Source organism: Pseudoalteromonas sp. Angola-7, from assembly GCF_028599255.1.
GTDB lineage: Bacteria > Pseudomonadota > Gammaproteobacteria > Enterobacterales > Alteromonadaceae > Pseudoalteromonas > Pseudoalteromonas atlantica.
On sequence record NZ_JAQREL010000006.1, the window covers coordinates 67,804 to 82,984 of the forward strand.

Here is a 15,181-nt window from a genome sequence, read left to right on the forward strand (position 1 = left end):
CGAGTAAATGGACGCACTTTCGCAGTTGTTTTATCTGCACGGTATCGGTTATGAGTTTACTAAATACACGGGCGAGCAGGTTATATTTAGCGAAGACACGCGCAAACGTGCCTTACAATGTTGTGGTGTAAATACCGAAGATGAACACCAAATAGCACAGCTTAATTATCAATTAGATGTTGCGCCTTGGTTAGAGTTAGCACCCGATACCAGCTTAGTGAATTTAACTGATAACCTTTTTTATATTCGCATAGATGAGCGTCAACGTGATTTACCTGTTGCGATAACGTTGCCACAGTTAAACGTTACCTATGAGCGTGCTAACTTACATAATTTGGCCATCACTGGCGATTACTATGTACATGGCGTGCGTTATATTGAAGTAGCAGTGCCTTTAGGGGCTATTCCGGTAGGTTATCATCAGGCGCTGGTTAGTGTAGGGGAGCAAAGCAAAGAAATTCAATTGTGGGCCACCCCAGAAAAAGTTTTTCAAGTAGATGATACTAAGCGCACTGGACTTTCGCTGCAGTTGTACACAGTTAAAAACAAAGCAGGCCTAGGTATAGGGGATTTTAATGATTTACTAGAGCTATGTGATTTATGTGCGCAGCAGCACATGGACTACATATTACTCAACCCATTACATTTGCTGTTTGCACAGCAAAGTGAGCGAGCCAGCCCCTATAGCCCTAATAGCCGTGCGTTATTAAATCCTTTGTACATTTGTGTTGAACTATCAGCTGATGCTAAAAACAATCCACAATTAGATGCTTTGTTACACGGTGATGAGGTAAAAGCGCTTTTTAACAGCAATGAACAGTTTATAAATTATGAAAAAGTAAGCGCAGTTAAATATACATTATTTAAAGCGCTATTTAGTCATTTTGAAGCACATGCCAGCGCTTCACGACGCGATGAGTTTGCCCAGTTTTGCAAACAAAACGCCCAGACCCTAACTACGCTAAATTCAGCCAATCCTACCTTTGATTACTACTTACAATGGCAGGCTAAATTACAATTAAGCCATTGTCAGCAGCACTGTTTAAATAAAGGCATGGCAATAGGTTTAATTAATGACCTTGCTGTTGGTTGTGCAGGAGATGGCGTTGAGTATCAATCTCAGCAATCACTTTTTAGTGATAATGCCAATGTTGGCGCACCGCCAGACCCTTGGGCACAAGCGGGGCAAAATTGGGGGCTGCCTGCACTTAACCCACAACAATTAAAAAATGATCACTTTGCCTTTTATCGCTCACTTATTAGCGCAAACATGCAAGGCGTTGGCGGTTTGCGCATTGATCATGTTATGGCGCTTAGGCGCTTATGGTGGTGCTTTGAAAATAATCACACACAAGATGGCTGTTATGTTTATTACCCTTTCGAGCACTTATTGGCTATTTTAAAAATAGAGTCTCACCTTAATCAGTGCATAGTAATTGGTGAAGACTTAGGCATAGTCCCGCCCGAGGTAAAACACGCACTTGCTGTAAGTGGTATTTATTCAAATAGCTTATTTTATTTTGAAAAACAACATGGTGGTGAGTTTTTACCATTACAAGAATTACCTAAGCATTGTTTAATTATGATAGCGAATCATGACGTACCGCCATTTTGCGGCTGGTGGCAAACAGATGATTTAGATATTAAACGTCAGTATCAGCTTATTGATGATCAGCAGTACCAACAGCAATTGCACGAAAGACAACAAGAAAAACAACGATTACTGCGTTTTATACAGTTACATAGCGCAGAGCAACTTAGCGAAACTAGCGATGCTATGTGTGTTTACGGTGAACTTGCCAAAGCACTTGCACACAGTGAGACCCGTTTATTTGCACTTCAGCTTGATGATTTAGATAAACAAACGTATCCGGTGAATATACCCGGTACTAATACCGAATACCCAAATTGGCGCCGTGTTTTAACTCATTCAAGCAACGCTATTTTTAAAAATAATGCCAGTACCTTGGCTGCAGTTAATTCAATAAGGAAAGGATATGAGTAGTACCGCACCAAAGGATTCATTACAGACCCATTACGACGCACAGGTAACTGCACTACAAGGCGGCAGATTTAAAGACCCTTTTAGTTTTTTAGGGGCACATGCTTATAAAAATAGCTACGAAATACGCGTGTATTTACCCGCAGCTAAAAATGTAAATATTATTATTAATGATAAAAAAGTTATTGCTAAGCGTTATAACAGTAGCGATTTATTCATTGCAACAAGCAACGAAATGCCAACGCAGCCTTATAAGTGCAACGTTGAATATGCAAACTCAGCATTATGTTTTTACGATGAATATAGCTTTGCAAGCAGCCTAGATACAGATGCAATGTATTTATTTAACGAAGGCAGTTTAGAGCATGCATATAAACATTTAGGCGCACACTTTATTAACCAACAAGGGGTTGATGGAGTGCGTTTTTGTGTGTGGGCGCCTAATGCAGCCAGTGTATCTGTTATTGGCGAATTTAACCTTTGGCAAGCTAATCGTCATTATATGCGCTTTCATCCTGCATGTGGTGTGTGGGAGCTTTTTATCGCAGGGCTTCAGCCCGATACCTGTTATAAATTTTCTATTGTGACACAGCAAGGCGATGTGCTTGAAAAAGCAGATCCGTTTGCCTTTAAAATGCAGCAAGCTCCGGGTACGGCCAGTGTATTACAACAGCAAGCAGCGGCTATTTCGCTCAGTGATAGCGAGCTTAAAAATCGTCAAAAGCGTAACCATATAGACGCGCCGGTAAGTATTTATGAAGTTCACTTGGGTTCATGGCAAAGGGCTGAGGAAAACCGCTATTTAAGCTATAGCGAACTTGCCGACAAACTGGTTAATTACACGCTTGAAATGGGCTTTACGCATATTCAATTAATGCCAATAAGTGAATATCCGTTTGATGGCTCTTGGGGTTACCAGCCGGTGGGTTTATTTGCACCAACTAGTCGCTTTGGTGATTACAGCAGTTTTAAATACTTTGTTCAGCAGTGCCACAAAGCAAACTTAGGCGTGCTACTTGATTGGGTGCCGGGGCATTTTCCTAGTGATCCACATGGTTTACACCACTTTGACGGCACGCATTTATTTGAACATGCCGATATTCGACAGGGCTTTCATCCTGATTGGAATACCTATATTTATAATTACGACCGCCCGGAGGTTAAAAGCTTTTTAATCTCTAATGCGATGTATTGGCTAGAGCAATTTGGCCTTGATGGACTGCGCGTAGATGCGGTGGCTTCAATGCTTTATTTAGATTACAGCCGCAAAGAAGGTGAATGGGTTGCCAATTGTTATGGTGGGCGAGAAAACCTAGGCGCTATTGAGTGCTTAAAGCAGGTAAATTTGCGTAGTTATAAAAACAATCCGGGCATTATGATGGTGGCTGAAGAGTCGACCGCGTGGCCGGGAGTCACTCAAAGTGTTGATCACAATGGCTTAGGTTTTGGCTACAAATGGAATATGGGGTGGATGAACGACAGCCTTCATTACATGCTACATGACCCGCTTTATAGGCAGCATCATCATCACGAAATGACCTTTTCTATGGTGTACGCATTTAGCGAAAATTACATTTTACCGCTAAGTCATGACGAAGTTGTACATGGTAAAGGCTCATTAATTGAAAAAATGCCTGGTGATGATTGGCAAAAATTTGCCAATCTACGTGCGTATTACGCATTTATGTGGGCGCACCCAGGCAAAAAGCTGCTGTTTATGGGCGGCGAAATAGCACAGCGAAAAGAGTGGGATCACAATCATTCTATTGATTGGCATTTGCTAGAGCATAAAAGCCACCGCGGTATACAAAACACTGTACAAGCGCTTAATACTGTTTATAAAAAGTCGCCTGCACTGTATGAACTCGACTCAAGCCCTGCGGGTTTTGAATGGATAGATAACAACAATAATGAGCAAAGTATATTTAGTTTTGTACGTTATGCTAAAAATGCCCACGACTTTATTGTAGTAGTAGCAAACTTTACGCCTGTTTCTTATCAAGAGTATGAAATTGGGGTACCCGCAGCGGGTAAATATAAGGTTATTTTAAACACCGATGATGACGCTTTTTTTGGCTCAGGTATTAAAGTAACAGCAAACAAAAACGCCACGGTTAGTAGCGTTAAGGCAAGCGCTCATGGCTTTTCGCATAGCATTAAAATTGCAATGGGCGGGTTAACGACTATTTATTTACAAAAGGTTGAAGATGAGTAATCGATTTGAGGTTTCACATGGGCAACCACATCCACTTGGCGCAACTATTAGCAGTGGCGGCGTTAACTTTAGCTTGTACGCACCTAAAGCAACACAAGCTTATGTGTGCTTATTTGATAAAAGTGGGCACTCTGAAATATTAAAAGTAACCATGCATATCAACGAAGGCGGTATATGGACAGCCCATGTAGCGCCCTTAGCCGAAGGCGCATTATATGGTTATCGCGTAGAAGGGGAGTACAGTCCTGAAAAAGGTCTGCTGTTTAACGAGCACAAGTTGCTGATTGACCCTTATGCAAAAGACTTATTTGGCGAATTTACATGGAGTGAGCGCCACTATGGGCAAATGCCTATTGGCACGAAAAGCACCGTTAATAATGCCATTGATATACCTAAATCACGGGTTATTAATAGCCAGCCTTATAAACATAAAAAGCCAAACCATAGCTGGTCTAATACCGTTATTTATGAGTGCCATGTAAAAGGCACCACGTGCCGACACCCTAATATTCCTAAAAATTTGCAAGGCAAGTTTTTAGGCTTAAGCCACCCTAGCTTTATTGAGCATTTGCATAATTTAGGGGTTACCGCGCTAGAGCTGCTCCCTGTACATGCTTTTATAAGTGAGCAGTTTTTAACAGCAAAAGGGCTGCAAAATTATTGGGGCTACAACACACTCAACTTTTTTACTCCGCATAAAGATTATTTAGTTGATGATGACATTAACGAATTTAAGCGCATGGTTAGCGAGCTTCATAAAGCGGATATAGAGGTTATTTTAGATGTGGTTTATAACCACACCGCAGAAGCGGGCGCCGATGGGCCGATTTTATCGCTCAGAGGGCTAGATAACCTAGCTTATTACCGAACGGTGGCTGATAAGCCACAGGTGTATATAAACGATACCGGCTGTGGTAACACCATTAATATTGATCATCCTAAAACCTTAAAGCTAGTACTTGATAGCTTACGTTATTGGGTGCAAGTAATGGGAGTAGACGGATTTAGGTTTGATTTAGCCACCATTTTAGGCCGAAATGCCCATGGTTTTAATAGCGCCCATGCGTTTTTTCAAGCCATTGAACAAGACCCTGTATTAAGCCGTGTAAAGCTTATTAGTGAGCCCTGGGATATAGGGCCAGGAGGCTATCAGCTCGGGGCTTTTGCTGCACCTTGGCGAGAGTGGAATGACCAATACAGAGATGTAATACGCCGATTTTGGCAAAGCGAAGAAGGCGTTATTGCAAATGTAGCAAAACGTATTCATGGCTCATTTGATATTTTTGAGCACAGCCAGCGCGGGCCGCTAAACAGCATTAATTTTATTACCAGCCATGATGGTTTTACGCTTGCCGATTTGGTGAGTTATGAGCATAAACATAATGAAGCGAATGGCGAGCAAAATCGCGATGGCCACAGCGCTAATCATTCCACCAATTGTGGTGTTGAAGGATTTACTAATGATGCCAAAATTATTGCCCTAAGGCTGCAGCAGCAAAAGAACTTTTTACTTACGCTAATACTCTCAAAAGGGGTGCCTATGATTGCCTCAGGCAGTGAAATGGGTCACTCCCAAGGGGGCAATAATAATGCGTATTGTCAAAATAACCGCACCAGTTGGTTGGCATGGAAAGACTCGCAGCTAAATCATTCACTAACCCGATTTATTGACGATGCACTAAAAATAAGGCGTGGTCACAGTGCGTTTAAACACAGTGTGTTTTCAGAAGATATTGACGAGCGCTTTACGGTTAAATGGTTTACCGAGCAAGGCGTAAAAATGACCAACGAGCATTGGCACGAGCCACAGCGCCAGTTTTTAATGTATAGCTTGTTAGATAAGCAAAATAAATACGCCTTATTAATCATTTTAAATGCGAGTAAAAAAACAGTTTTTTGTAAGTTACCCCCATCGCCAATCGCGGCGCAATGGGACATGGTTTTATCAAGTGTACATAACGCATCGCTAAGCAGTAAAGAGGATGCAATAGTCGAAATTTCAGCACAAAGCAGCTGGGTTTTTAGTGCAAATTTAGAGGACGATGGTCATGTCTAAGCAAGACGAAAATGTGTGTGTGGTAAAAGGGTGGCAAGAAGGCCCTGTAATTGATGAAAGCACTTTAAAAGATGATTTAACTCGGCACTTTTATTACAGTTTAGGGCGTGACAAAGTGGGTGAGTCGCAACTGTATTTATATCATGCGCTTGCGCTGACAATCAGAGATCGGCTTGTTGCACGTTGCAGAGAAACCAAACAACAAATCAAGCAAGAAAAACGCCGTAAAACAGCTTACCTATCGCTGGAATTTTTAATGGGTAGAGCACTTGGTAATGCAATTTTAAATCTCGACTTAGACGAACAAGTCTCCAGTGCACTGCAAGAGTATTGCACCACAATTGAAACCGTAGCCCAGGCCGAGCACGATGCAGGGCTAGGTAATGGTGGCCTTGGGCGTTTAGCTGCCTGCTTTTTAGATAGTTGTGCAAGCCTTGCGCTTCCCGTGGTTGGTTACGGTATTCGCTACGAATACGGTATGTTTAACCAATCATTAAAAAATGGCCACCAAGTTGAGCAGCCCGATAACTGGCTTCGTGAGGGGCACCCGTGGGAGCTTGCCGCGCCTGAGCAATCACAACGAGTCAAGTTTTTTGGGCACGTACAAAGTTATACCGACAAACATGGGCGCGAACACCGCCAATGGGTTGGTTGTCACGACGTATTAGCTGTGCCATATGATGTGCCTATTCCTGGTTATAAAAACGACATTGTTAATACGCTAAGGCTATGGAAATCAGAAGCGACCGACGAATTTAACTTAACCGAGTTTAATGCGGGGAGTTATTCAGAAGCGGTAGCGCAAAAAAACCTAGCAGAACAAATCACAATGGTGCTTTACCCAAATGACAGCAGTGAAAATGGTAAAGAGCTTAGATTGCGCCAACAGTACTTTTTATCATCAGCGAGTATTCAAGATATCGTATCGCAATGGGTTGAACAATACGGCGAAGACTTTAGTGACTTTGCTGCACATCATGTATTTCAATTAAACGATACGCACCCAAGTATTGCCGTGGCAGAGTTAATGCGCATTTTAGTTGATGACTACGAGCTTGATTGGGATAACGCGTGGGAAATTACAACCAGCACAATGGCTTACACTAACCACACGCTATTGCCAGAGGCATTAGAAAAATGGTCAGTGCCGCTTTTTGCAAAACTATTGCCGCGAATTTTAGAAATTATTTATGAAATAAACGCCCGCTTTTTAGCGCAAGTGGCTCAGCATTGGCCAGGCGATGCAAGTAAACAGCGTGCGCTTTCGTTAATTGAAGAAGGCGACGTGCCGCAAATACGTATGGCTTATTTAGCGATTGTGGGTAGCTATTCGGTAAATGGTGTGGCCGCACTACATACCGAACTTTTAAAAGAAGGGCTATTTAAAACCTTTTACGAGCTTTGGCCTAACAAGTTTAATAATAAAACCAACGGGGTTACGCCAAGGCGTTGGTTAGCACACTGCAACCCGGCCTTGAGTCATTTAATTACAGAAAAAATTGGCTCAAAATGGGTTAGCGATTTTGCAGATATAAGCCAATTACGCCGCTACTTCGACGACACCGCATTTCATCAGCAATGGCAAAATGTTAAACGCGAAAACAAACAACGTCTCGTCGATTTGGTGAAAGAGCGCTGTGGTGTTGATTTTGATGTAGAGATGATGTTTGACGTACAAGTTAAACGTATTCACGAATACAAACGCCAGTTATTAAATGTACTTCATGTTATTCATTTATATGACCGTATACGCCGAGGCGATACTACAAACTTAGTACCACGTTGTGTGCTTTTAGGGGGTAAAGCTGCCCCTGGTTATTACATGGCTAAAAAAATAATTAAGCTAATTAATAATGTAGCTGAGGTTATTAATAAAGACCCACTTGCAGCGCCTTATTTACGAGTTGCGTTTTTGCCAAATTATAATGTAACCGCAATGGAAACTATTTGCCCTGCAACCGATTTATCAGAGCAAGTATCGACCGCAGGTAAAGAAGCATCAGGCACTGGTAACATGAAGTTTATGATGAATGGTGCGCTTACTATTGGCACGTTAGATGGGGCGAATATTGAAATTAGAGACGCTGTTGGCGCTGATAACTTCTTTTTGTTTGGTGCGCAGGCTCATCAAATTGATGATATTAAATCGCGATATAACCCTTCACATTTAATAGAGCAAAACAGCGACCTAAGCCATGTAATGCAATTACTCGAAAGCGGGCAATTTAACCTGTTTGAGCCTAATTTATTTGACGACATTATTAATGCTATTAAAAGCCCTCACGATCCGTGGTTGGTTGCACATGACTTTGAAAGCTATGTGGCAGCGCAAAAGCAGGTAGAGGCTGCGTATCAAGACCAAACGCATTGGACGCAAATGAGTATTTTAAATACGGCCGCAAGCGGCATATTTTCAAGCGATAGAACCATAAGCCAATACAGTGAAGATATTTGGCACCTAACCCCCCTAACTATTAGTGAAACAGACTTACACGCAACTACGAGCCATGCCACTAAGAGCACAGACTAAACGGAGAGAGTATTATGCCTAGTTATGCAAATCGTTACATAAGTAGCTTAACCCGAGATACGTACGCGTTAATACTGGCTGGTGGACGCGGCTCACGCTTACACGAATTGACAGATTGGCGCGCAAAGCCCGCTGTTTATTTTGGCGGTAAGCACCGTATTATCGATTTTCCATTATCAAATTGTATCAATTCGGGTGTGAGGCGTGTAGGCATAGCCACACAATATAAATCGCACTCTTTGATTCGCCATGTTAATCGCGCCTGGGGCCATTTTAAAAAAGAGCTGGGGGAGTCGGTTGAAATTTTACCCGCATCTCAGCGTAATGGTGATGAGTGGTATTGTGGAACTGCCGATGCGGTTTTTCAAAACATGGATATTATTCGCCACGAACTGCCAAAATATGTGATGATTTTGTCAGGCGATCACGTTTATCGAATGGATTACGGCGCTCTATTAGCCGAGCATGTGCAAAAAGGCGCCGACATGACAGTATGTTGCCTTGAAGTACCTGTTGAAGAGGCTGCAGATACCTTTGGGGTAATGACCGTTGATGAAAAAAATCGGGTATGTCGCTTTGATGAGAAACCTTCGATCCCCAGCTCTGTCCCTGGTAAGCCAGGTACCTGCTTAGCCTCTATGGGCAACTATGTGTTTAATACTGAGTTTTTATTTGAGCAGCTAAAAAAAGATGCTGAAAATGAAGGTTCTGGCCGCGACTTTGGGCACGATATTATTCCGGCAATTATAGAAGAGCACAGTGTGTATGCGTTTCCGTTTAGAGATCCCATGCAAGAAGGGCAACCTTATTGGCGCGATGTAGGAACGTTAGACTCGTTTTGGGAAGCCAATATGGAATTGGTAATGCCCGAGCCACAGCTAGATTTATACGATCCAACCTGGCCTATTTGGACCTACCAAGAGCAGTTGCCACCGGCTAAGTTTATTTTTGATGATGAAGATAGACGCGGTATGGCGGTAGACTCAACGGTATCAGGAGGGTGTATTGTATCGGGCTCAGTAGTTAGAAAATCACTGCTGTTTTCAAACGTGCACGTGCGTTCATTTTGCGAAATAGAGCAATCGGTAATTTTACCCGGGGCTCTCATTAATCGTCATTGTAAAATTAAGCGAGCCATAATTGATCGAAGCTGTGAAATACCCGCAGGGCTTGAAATTGGCTACGATAGAAAAGCCGATGAAGAAAATGGCTTTAGGGTATCTAAAAAAGGCATCGTATTAGTCACCCGTGATATGCTCACGGAACTTGCTAAAAAGCTTGAACGTCAAGCACACGAAAATAAAAAGTTCGCTTAAAATCGGATGCGAATAACAAAGGTTAAGGAAGTAGTAAATAAATGCATGTATTAATGGTTGCCGCAGAAAACGATGCTCTACCAAACGCTAAAGTGGGCGGGGTAGCAGATGTAGTCAGAGATGCCCCAAAAGCACTAGCAGCACAAGGCGTGAGCGTAGATGTTGTTATTCCTGATTATGGGTTTGAGCAACTGCAACGTGAATATATAGGTGATGTCACTGTTATATTTAGAGCGCAGCCACAGGTATTATCTTTATTTAAAATAAGTGATGACAACACACACATTAATCAATTTGTTATTTCGCACCCACTGTTTAGTCAATCGGGTTCGGTGTATTGTAATGACGAACCCGGGCGACCTTTTGCCACTGATGCAACAAAATATGCATTATTTAGTGCAGCTCTATGTGAAGCGCTGCTACAGGGTTTAATAACGCGCCCTCAAGCACTGCATTTACACGATTGGCATAGCGCGTGTGTCGCCGTATTATTAAAATTTGATAAACGCTACGATACCCTCGCTAATTTACATATTGCCTATACAGTTCATAATTTAGCACTGCAAGGGATCAGGCCTTTTAAACACGACGACTCGAGTTTAGAGGCTTGGTTTCCGTCGTTAGGTTATAACGGGCAACATTTGTGCGATCCTCGATATCCACACTGTTTTAATCCTATGCGCAGTGCTATAAATTTGGCAGATAAAGTTCATTTAGTCTCACCTACTTACAGTACCGAGGTACTAAAGCCGAGTAATTATCAGCAAGGTTTTTTTGGTGGAGAAGGCTTAGAGCTTGATTTACAAAATCAATCGGCTCAAGGCAAGGTGGTGGGAATATTAAATGGCTGTGAATACCCTGAGAAAAACCCTGAGCAGGTTACTTTATCGCTCTTGTATGAGCGTATTGAACATACTTTATTTAACTGGATGGCAAAACATGAGCAGCTTGAAACGAGCTACTATGTGGCGCATCAGCGCATGCTGCAGTTTAAAAACACGCCAATAGATGGGCCCCTCGTAACAAGTGTTGGCAGGCTGACTGAGCAAAAGGTGTTATTACTTTGCCAACAATACGGTAATGTATTAGCGCTTGATAAAGTGTGTGAAATAATTAACCGTTTTAAAGGTCGTCTTATTATTTTAGGCTCTGGTGACAAAGCCCTTGAAAGCATTTTTACCAAGGCCATGGCACGCAATGCAAACTTATTGTTTTTAAAAGGTTATGGGCAAGGTATTGGCGATAGCCTATATGAGCTTGGGGATTTATTTTTAATGCCAAGCTCGTTCGAGCCATGCGGAATTAGTCAAATGCTTGCTATGCGCGCAGGGCAACCTTGTTTAGTACACAGTGTTGGCGGTTTAAAAGACACCGTAAGCCATAACAACAATGGCTTTTCATTTTCTGGCGGCTCGTTGAATGAACAAGTTGATGGGTTAATGACATGCTTGACTGAAACCCTTACGCTAAAACAGCAAAATCCTAAGCAATGGAGTAACATTACAGCTAATGCTAAAGGAGCACGTTTTTCGTGGGAAACGGTCGCTGCTGATTATATTTCAAGCATGTATTGCTAAATCATTAAAATTAAACGCAGTAGAAGTGACATTTATACCTATTTACGCTATTAATTACTTAGTTTGAGTATATAAATAAGAAGTAGGTAATGTGTCTGTATTTGTTGCAAGGCAAGCAATATTCAATCGTAAGCAAAATGTAGTTGCTTACGAGCTTTTATTTCGTAATAGTGCTGAAAACTTTTTTCCCGATATAGAAGAAGGTCAAGCAACTGCTCGCCTAATAATGGAAAACCAGCTTAATTTAGGCACACGCCACATCACCTCAGGTAAAACGGCACTGATAAATATAGGCCCAGACTCTTTAAAGCACAATTTATGTGACTTTTTACCCTGCAAAGATGTGGTCATTGAGCTATTAGAAACCATTGAACCCACCGACGATAACTATCAGCTTTGCAGAGAGCTTTTTCATAAAAACTATAAACTCGCATTAGATGACTTTGTTTATAACGAGCAATGGGAGCGATTTTTAAAGTTTATTAAGCTAGTAAAGTTTGATATTGCGCAAACGCCTTTATCAGATATTGCTGAGATTGTAGAAAAACTAAAACAGCATAAAAAAATAAAAATATTAGCAGAAAAAATAGAAACCCAAGCCGATTATCACCAAGCACATAAAATGGGGTTTGATTACTTTCAAGGCTACTTTTTTGCCAAGCCCACAATGCACGAACAGCAAGACATTGATTATAACTATGCGTTAGTTGTGGCTATTTACGCGCAAGTAATGAAACCAAGCCCAGATATAAAGCAAATTAGTGCGTTATTTGAAGCCGATGCGGCCTTGGCTTATAAGCTTATGCGGCTAATTAACAGCGGTGTTTTTCCTATTCAGAGTAAAATATCATCTATTAAGCAGGCGTTAGTGTATTTAGGGCATGAGCGTTTAAAAAAGTTTGTTAGTTTAATTGTTACCGCGCACACCGCGGGTAAAAAGCCTGCAGAACTAATGCAAGTGTGTGTAGTTAGAGCACGCTTTTGTGAGCTAATAGCAAAGCAGGTGTCTAAATCGTTGGCGGGTGAGGCGTTTTTAACCGGCTTGTTTTCGTTACTAGATGCCATACTCGATCAACCTATGAGTTTATTAGTCGAAAAATTACCTTTTCCTGATGATATTAAAGCGGCATTATTAAACGAAAAAAACACCCTATATTATATTTTAAATGTAGTACAAGCGTACGAAACAGGTAGCTGGTGGACATTAGAAAAAGCCGTTATATTACTTAATGTTAAAAGTGATGTGCTGCCAGGGTTATATAATCAAGCCGTAGATTGGGCAGATAATTATAAAAATAATAGTTAAAGGACAGTAACCGCTCATTATGCGAAATTATAATATGGACTTTATTCGCGGCATTGCCGTGCTTTGCTTAGTGTATATGAATGGCTATGCGTTTGGCTTAATGGATTATAGCTATATTCCTTTATCTACCCCGCCTGTTAGCGACACCCTTATCCATGCTGTGAGTACTTTTTTTGTTGATGGCCGATTTAGAACGCTGTTTAGCTTATTGTTTGGGGCAGGGCTTTATATTCAATGGCAAAAAGTTAAATCAACAGCGCCTTTAAAAGCGCGATTGCATTGGCTTATCATTTTTGGTTTGGTACATGGTTTTTTACTTTGGGCTGGCGACATTTTATTTTTGTACGGTGTATCTGGCTGGTTTGTTCTAAAATATTTGCAAAGTAATAACCAACTGCTTATAAAAAGGGCAGGGGAGTTTCTTTTAATTGGTTGTGTAACCACGGGGTTGGTGCTCTTTAGTGCGCCAGATGAGGTCGTTTATCGTGATTCAGCACAGTATATCGATTTATATAGCCCGCATTACGTCGATTACTTTTTGAGTAATCTAGGTATGAATGTATTAATGCTGGTAGCTGTTCCTATCATGATCATGTGGCTGTGCGTAGGGCTAATGCTGATTGGCATATATTTATATAAAAATGAGGTTTTTAGTAAAGGTTTAACTAAGCCGCACCTTATTGTTTGTATAGCTGGTGCCTTTATTTTTTCAGGCATGAGGCTTTATGCGTCAAAGTTCACAGGGGGAGCGGGGTTCGCTATACAAGAGTTTATAAATACCTTTGCCGCATTGTTCATGGCTGTATTTTATATTCATCTCATCGTTAAATTTTGTAATAACCGTGCTCATGTGGGCCAGCTTATTCAGCAAGCTGGGCGCTTAGCTTTTACCTTATATATATGCCAAACACTTATGCAGCTGTTGCTTTATAAAGTGTTGTATCCGCAGTGGGTATTAAGTTTTAACCGAATAGACTATTGGATAATCGCGACTGGCCTAGTTAGCGTGCAGCTATTGTTTACTGCTTTATATTGTCGCTATTATGAGCAAGGGCCACTGGAATATGTTTGGCGCAGGTTAACTCAAGCAAAAATTGCAAAAATTAATGCGTAAAGGTTTAAATTAGGGGCGAAAAATAATGGCGTGTGGTTTACACTAGTCGCCTTTAAAATTAGGACCATTAAGTGCCATGACCGAATTAAAACGTTTAAATAAATTTATTAGTGAAACAGGTTTTTGTTCACGCCGTGAAGCCGATAAATATATTGAGCAAGGTCGTGTAACGGTTAATGGTAATACGCCTGAAATGGGCGTAAAAGTGGCTGATACCGATACTGTTTTAGTAGATGGAAAACCGCTGCGCGAAAAACCAAAACGCGTGTACATTGCGTATAATAAGCCAGTGGGTATTACTTGTACCACCGAGAGTAAAATTCAAAGTAATATTGTCAAAGCCGTTAATTATCCCACCCGTATATTTCCTATCGGCCGTTTAGATAGACCTTCAGAAGGATTGATTTTTTTAACTAACGAAGGCGATATCGTTAATAAAATTTTGCGAGCGGGTAATAATCACGAAAAAGAATACGTGGTGACAGTTGATAAACCACTCAATCGCCAATTTGTGAGCAAAATGGCCAACGGTATTCCTATTTTAGATACCGTTACAAAAAAATGTAAAGTGACACAAACAGCTCCGCAAGAATTCAAAATAGTGCTTACGCAGGGTTTAAACCGCCAAATTCGCCGTATGTGTGAATACCTAGGCTATGAAGTTGTGACCCTTAAACGTACCCGCATTATGAATGTAACGTTAAAGGGCTTAAAAGTAGGCCAGTGGCGACATTTAACCGACGTAGAAATGGCACAAATTAATGACTCCATTGCTGATTCGGGTAAAACGCAAGAGCACTCGGTTGATACCAATAAGCAAAATGCCAATAACAAAGGCGAGCCTAAAAAGCGTGATTTTCAGGGTGAAAACCCACGCGCCTTTAATAATGAGCGAGGCACTCGCACTCAAAGAAGTAATACCCCTTTTCAAAAGCGCTCAACCACCTATGTAGGTAAAGGGGGCGCTAGCAAAAATACGCAAGGCGATAGCAAAAGCGCAAACAACAAAAAGCCAGCAAACGGTAAAGCGCGTTCATCTGGCACATTAAGTTTAAAAAAATAGCG

Annotated in this window: 9 protein-coding genes; all 9 read left to right on the forward strand. The window is 41.4% G+C overall.

Going from position 1 to position 15,181, the window contains the following annotated elements; translation table 11 throughout:
* Positions 1-7: 7 nt before the first annotated feature.
* The 9 genes from malQ to rluF all read left to right on the forward strand — a co-directional run bounded on the left by malQ (position 8) and on the right by rluF (position 15,179).
* Positions 8-2,005, forward strand: coding sequence for a 4-alpha-glucanotransferase (gene malQ / locus PSH50_RS10245; RefSeq protein ID WP_273586336.1), 1,998 nt, complete (start codon positions 8-10; stop codon positions 2,003-2,005).
* The gene (gene glgB / locus PSH50_RS10250) at positions 1,998-4,217 is read left to right on the forward strand and encodes a 1,4-alpha-glucan branching protein GlgB (protein ID WP_273586337.1); all 2,220 of its coding nucleotides are present in this window, start codon (positions 1,998-2,000) and stop codon (positions 4,215-4,217) included. The genes malQ and glgB overlap by 8 nt, the downstream gene beginning before the upstream one ends.
* Positions 4,210-6,273 carry a glycogen debranching protein GlgX gene (gene glgX / locus PSH50_RS10255; RefSeq protein ID WP_273586338.1) on the forward strand — a complete coding sequence of 688 codons (2,064 nt, stop codon included), beginning with the start codon at positions 4,210-4,212 and terminating at the stop codon, positions 6,271-6,273. Before glgB ends, glgX begins: the two co-directional genes overlap by 8 nt.
* Positions 6,266-8,803, forward strand: coding sequence for a glycogen/starch/alpha-glucan phosphorylase (locus tag PSH50_RS10260; protein WP_273586339.1), 2,538 nt, complete (start codon positions 6,266-6,268; stop codon positions 8,801-8,803). Before glgX ends, PSH50_RS10260 begins: the two co-directional genes overlap by 8 nt.
* 14 nt (positions 8,804-8,817) lie before the next feature.
* Positions 8,818-10,119 carry a glucose-1-phosphate adenylyltransferase gene (gene glgC, locus PSH50_RS10265; RefSeq protein WP_004586432.1) on the forward strand — a complete coding sequence of 434 codons (1,302 nt, stop codon included), beginning with the start codon at positions 8,818-8,820 and terminating at the stop codon, positions 10,117-10,119.
* A 41-nt stretch (positions 10,120-10,160) separates the two neighbouring features.
* The gene (locus tag PSH50_RS10270; protein ID WP_273586340.1) at positions 10,161-11,696 is read left to right on the forward strand and encodes a glycogen synthase; all 1,536 of its coding nucleotides are present in this window, start codon (positions 10,161-10,163) and stop codon (positions 11,694-11,696) included.
* A gap of 91 nt (positions 11,697-11,787) precedes the next feature.
* Positions 11,788-13,002 carry an EAL and HDOD domain-containing protein gene (locus PSH50_RS10275; RefSeq protein ID WP_029774480.1) on the forward strand — a complete coding sequence of 405 codons (1,215 nt, stop codon included), beginning with the start codon at positions 11,788-11,790 and terminating at the stop codon, positions 13,000-13,002.
* Positions 13,003-13,036: 34 nt separating this feature from the next.
* Positions 13,037-14,116: a DUF418 domain-containing protein gene (locus PSH50_RS10280; RefSeq protein WP_273586433.1), complete on the forward strand. Its 1,080-nt coding sequence runs from the start codon at positions 13,037-13,039 to the stop codon at positions 14,114-14,116.
* Positions 14,117-14,192: 76 nt separating this feature from the next.
* Positions 14,193-15,179 (forward strand): 23S rRNA pseudouridine(2604) synthase RluF, encoded by a 987-nt coding sequence (gene rluF, locus PSH50_RS10285; protein ID WP_029774482.1) that lies wholly within the window; start codon positions 14,193-14,195, stop codon positions 15,177-15,179.
* Positions 15,180-15,181: the final 2 nt, after the last annotated feature.

Coding starts and splice junctions, on each gene's coding strand:
- glgX (WP_273586338.1), top strand. CDS start 4,210: ATGAGTAATCGATTTGAGGTTTCACATGGGCAACCACATCCACTTGGC.
- PSH50_RS10260 (WP_273586339.1), top strand. CDS start 6,266: ATGTCTAAGCAAGACGAAAATGTGTGTGTGGTAAAAGGGTGGCAAGAA.
- PSH50_RS10270 (WP_273586340.1), top strand. CDS start 10,161: ATGCATGTATTAATGGTTGCCGCAGAAAACGATGCTCTACCAAACGCT.
- rluF (WP_029774482.1), top strand. CDS start 14,193: ATGACCGAATTAAAACGTTTAAATAAATTTATTAGTGAAACAGGTTTT.
- glgC (WP_004586432.1), top strand. CDS start 8,818: ATGCCTAGTTATGCAAATCGTTACATAAGTAGCTTAACCCGAGATACG.
- PSH50_RS10280 (WP_273586433.1), top strand. CDS start 13,037: ATGGACTTTATTCGCGGCATTGCCGTGCTTTGCTTAGTGTATATGAAT.
- glgB (WP_273586337.1), top strand. CDS start 1,998: ATGAGTAGTACCGCACCAAAGGATTCATTACAGACCCATTACGACGCA.
- malQ (WP_273586336.1), top strand. CDS start 8: ATGGACGCACTTTCGCAGTTGTTTTATCTGCACGGTATCGGTTATGAG.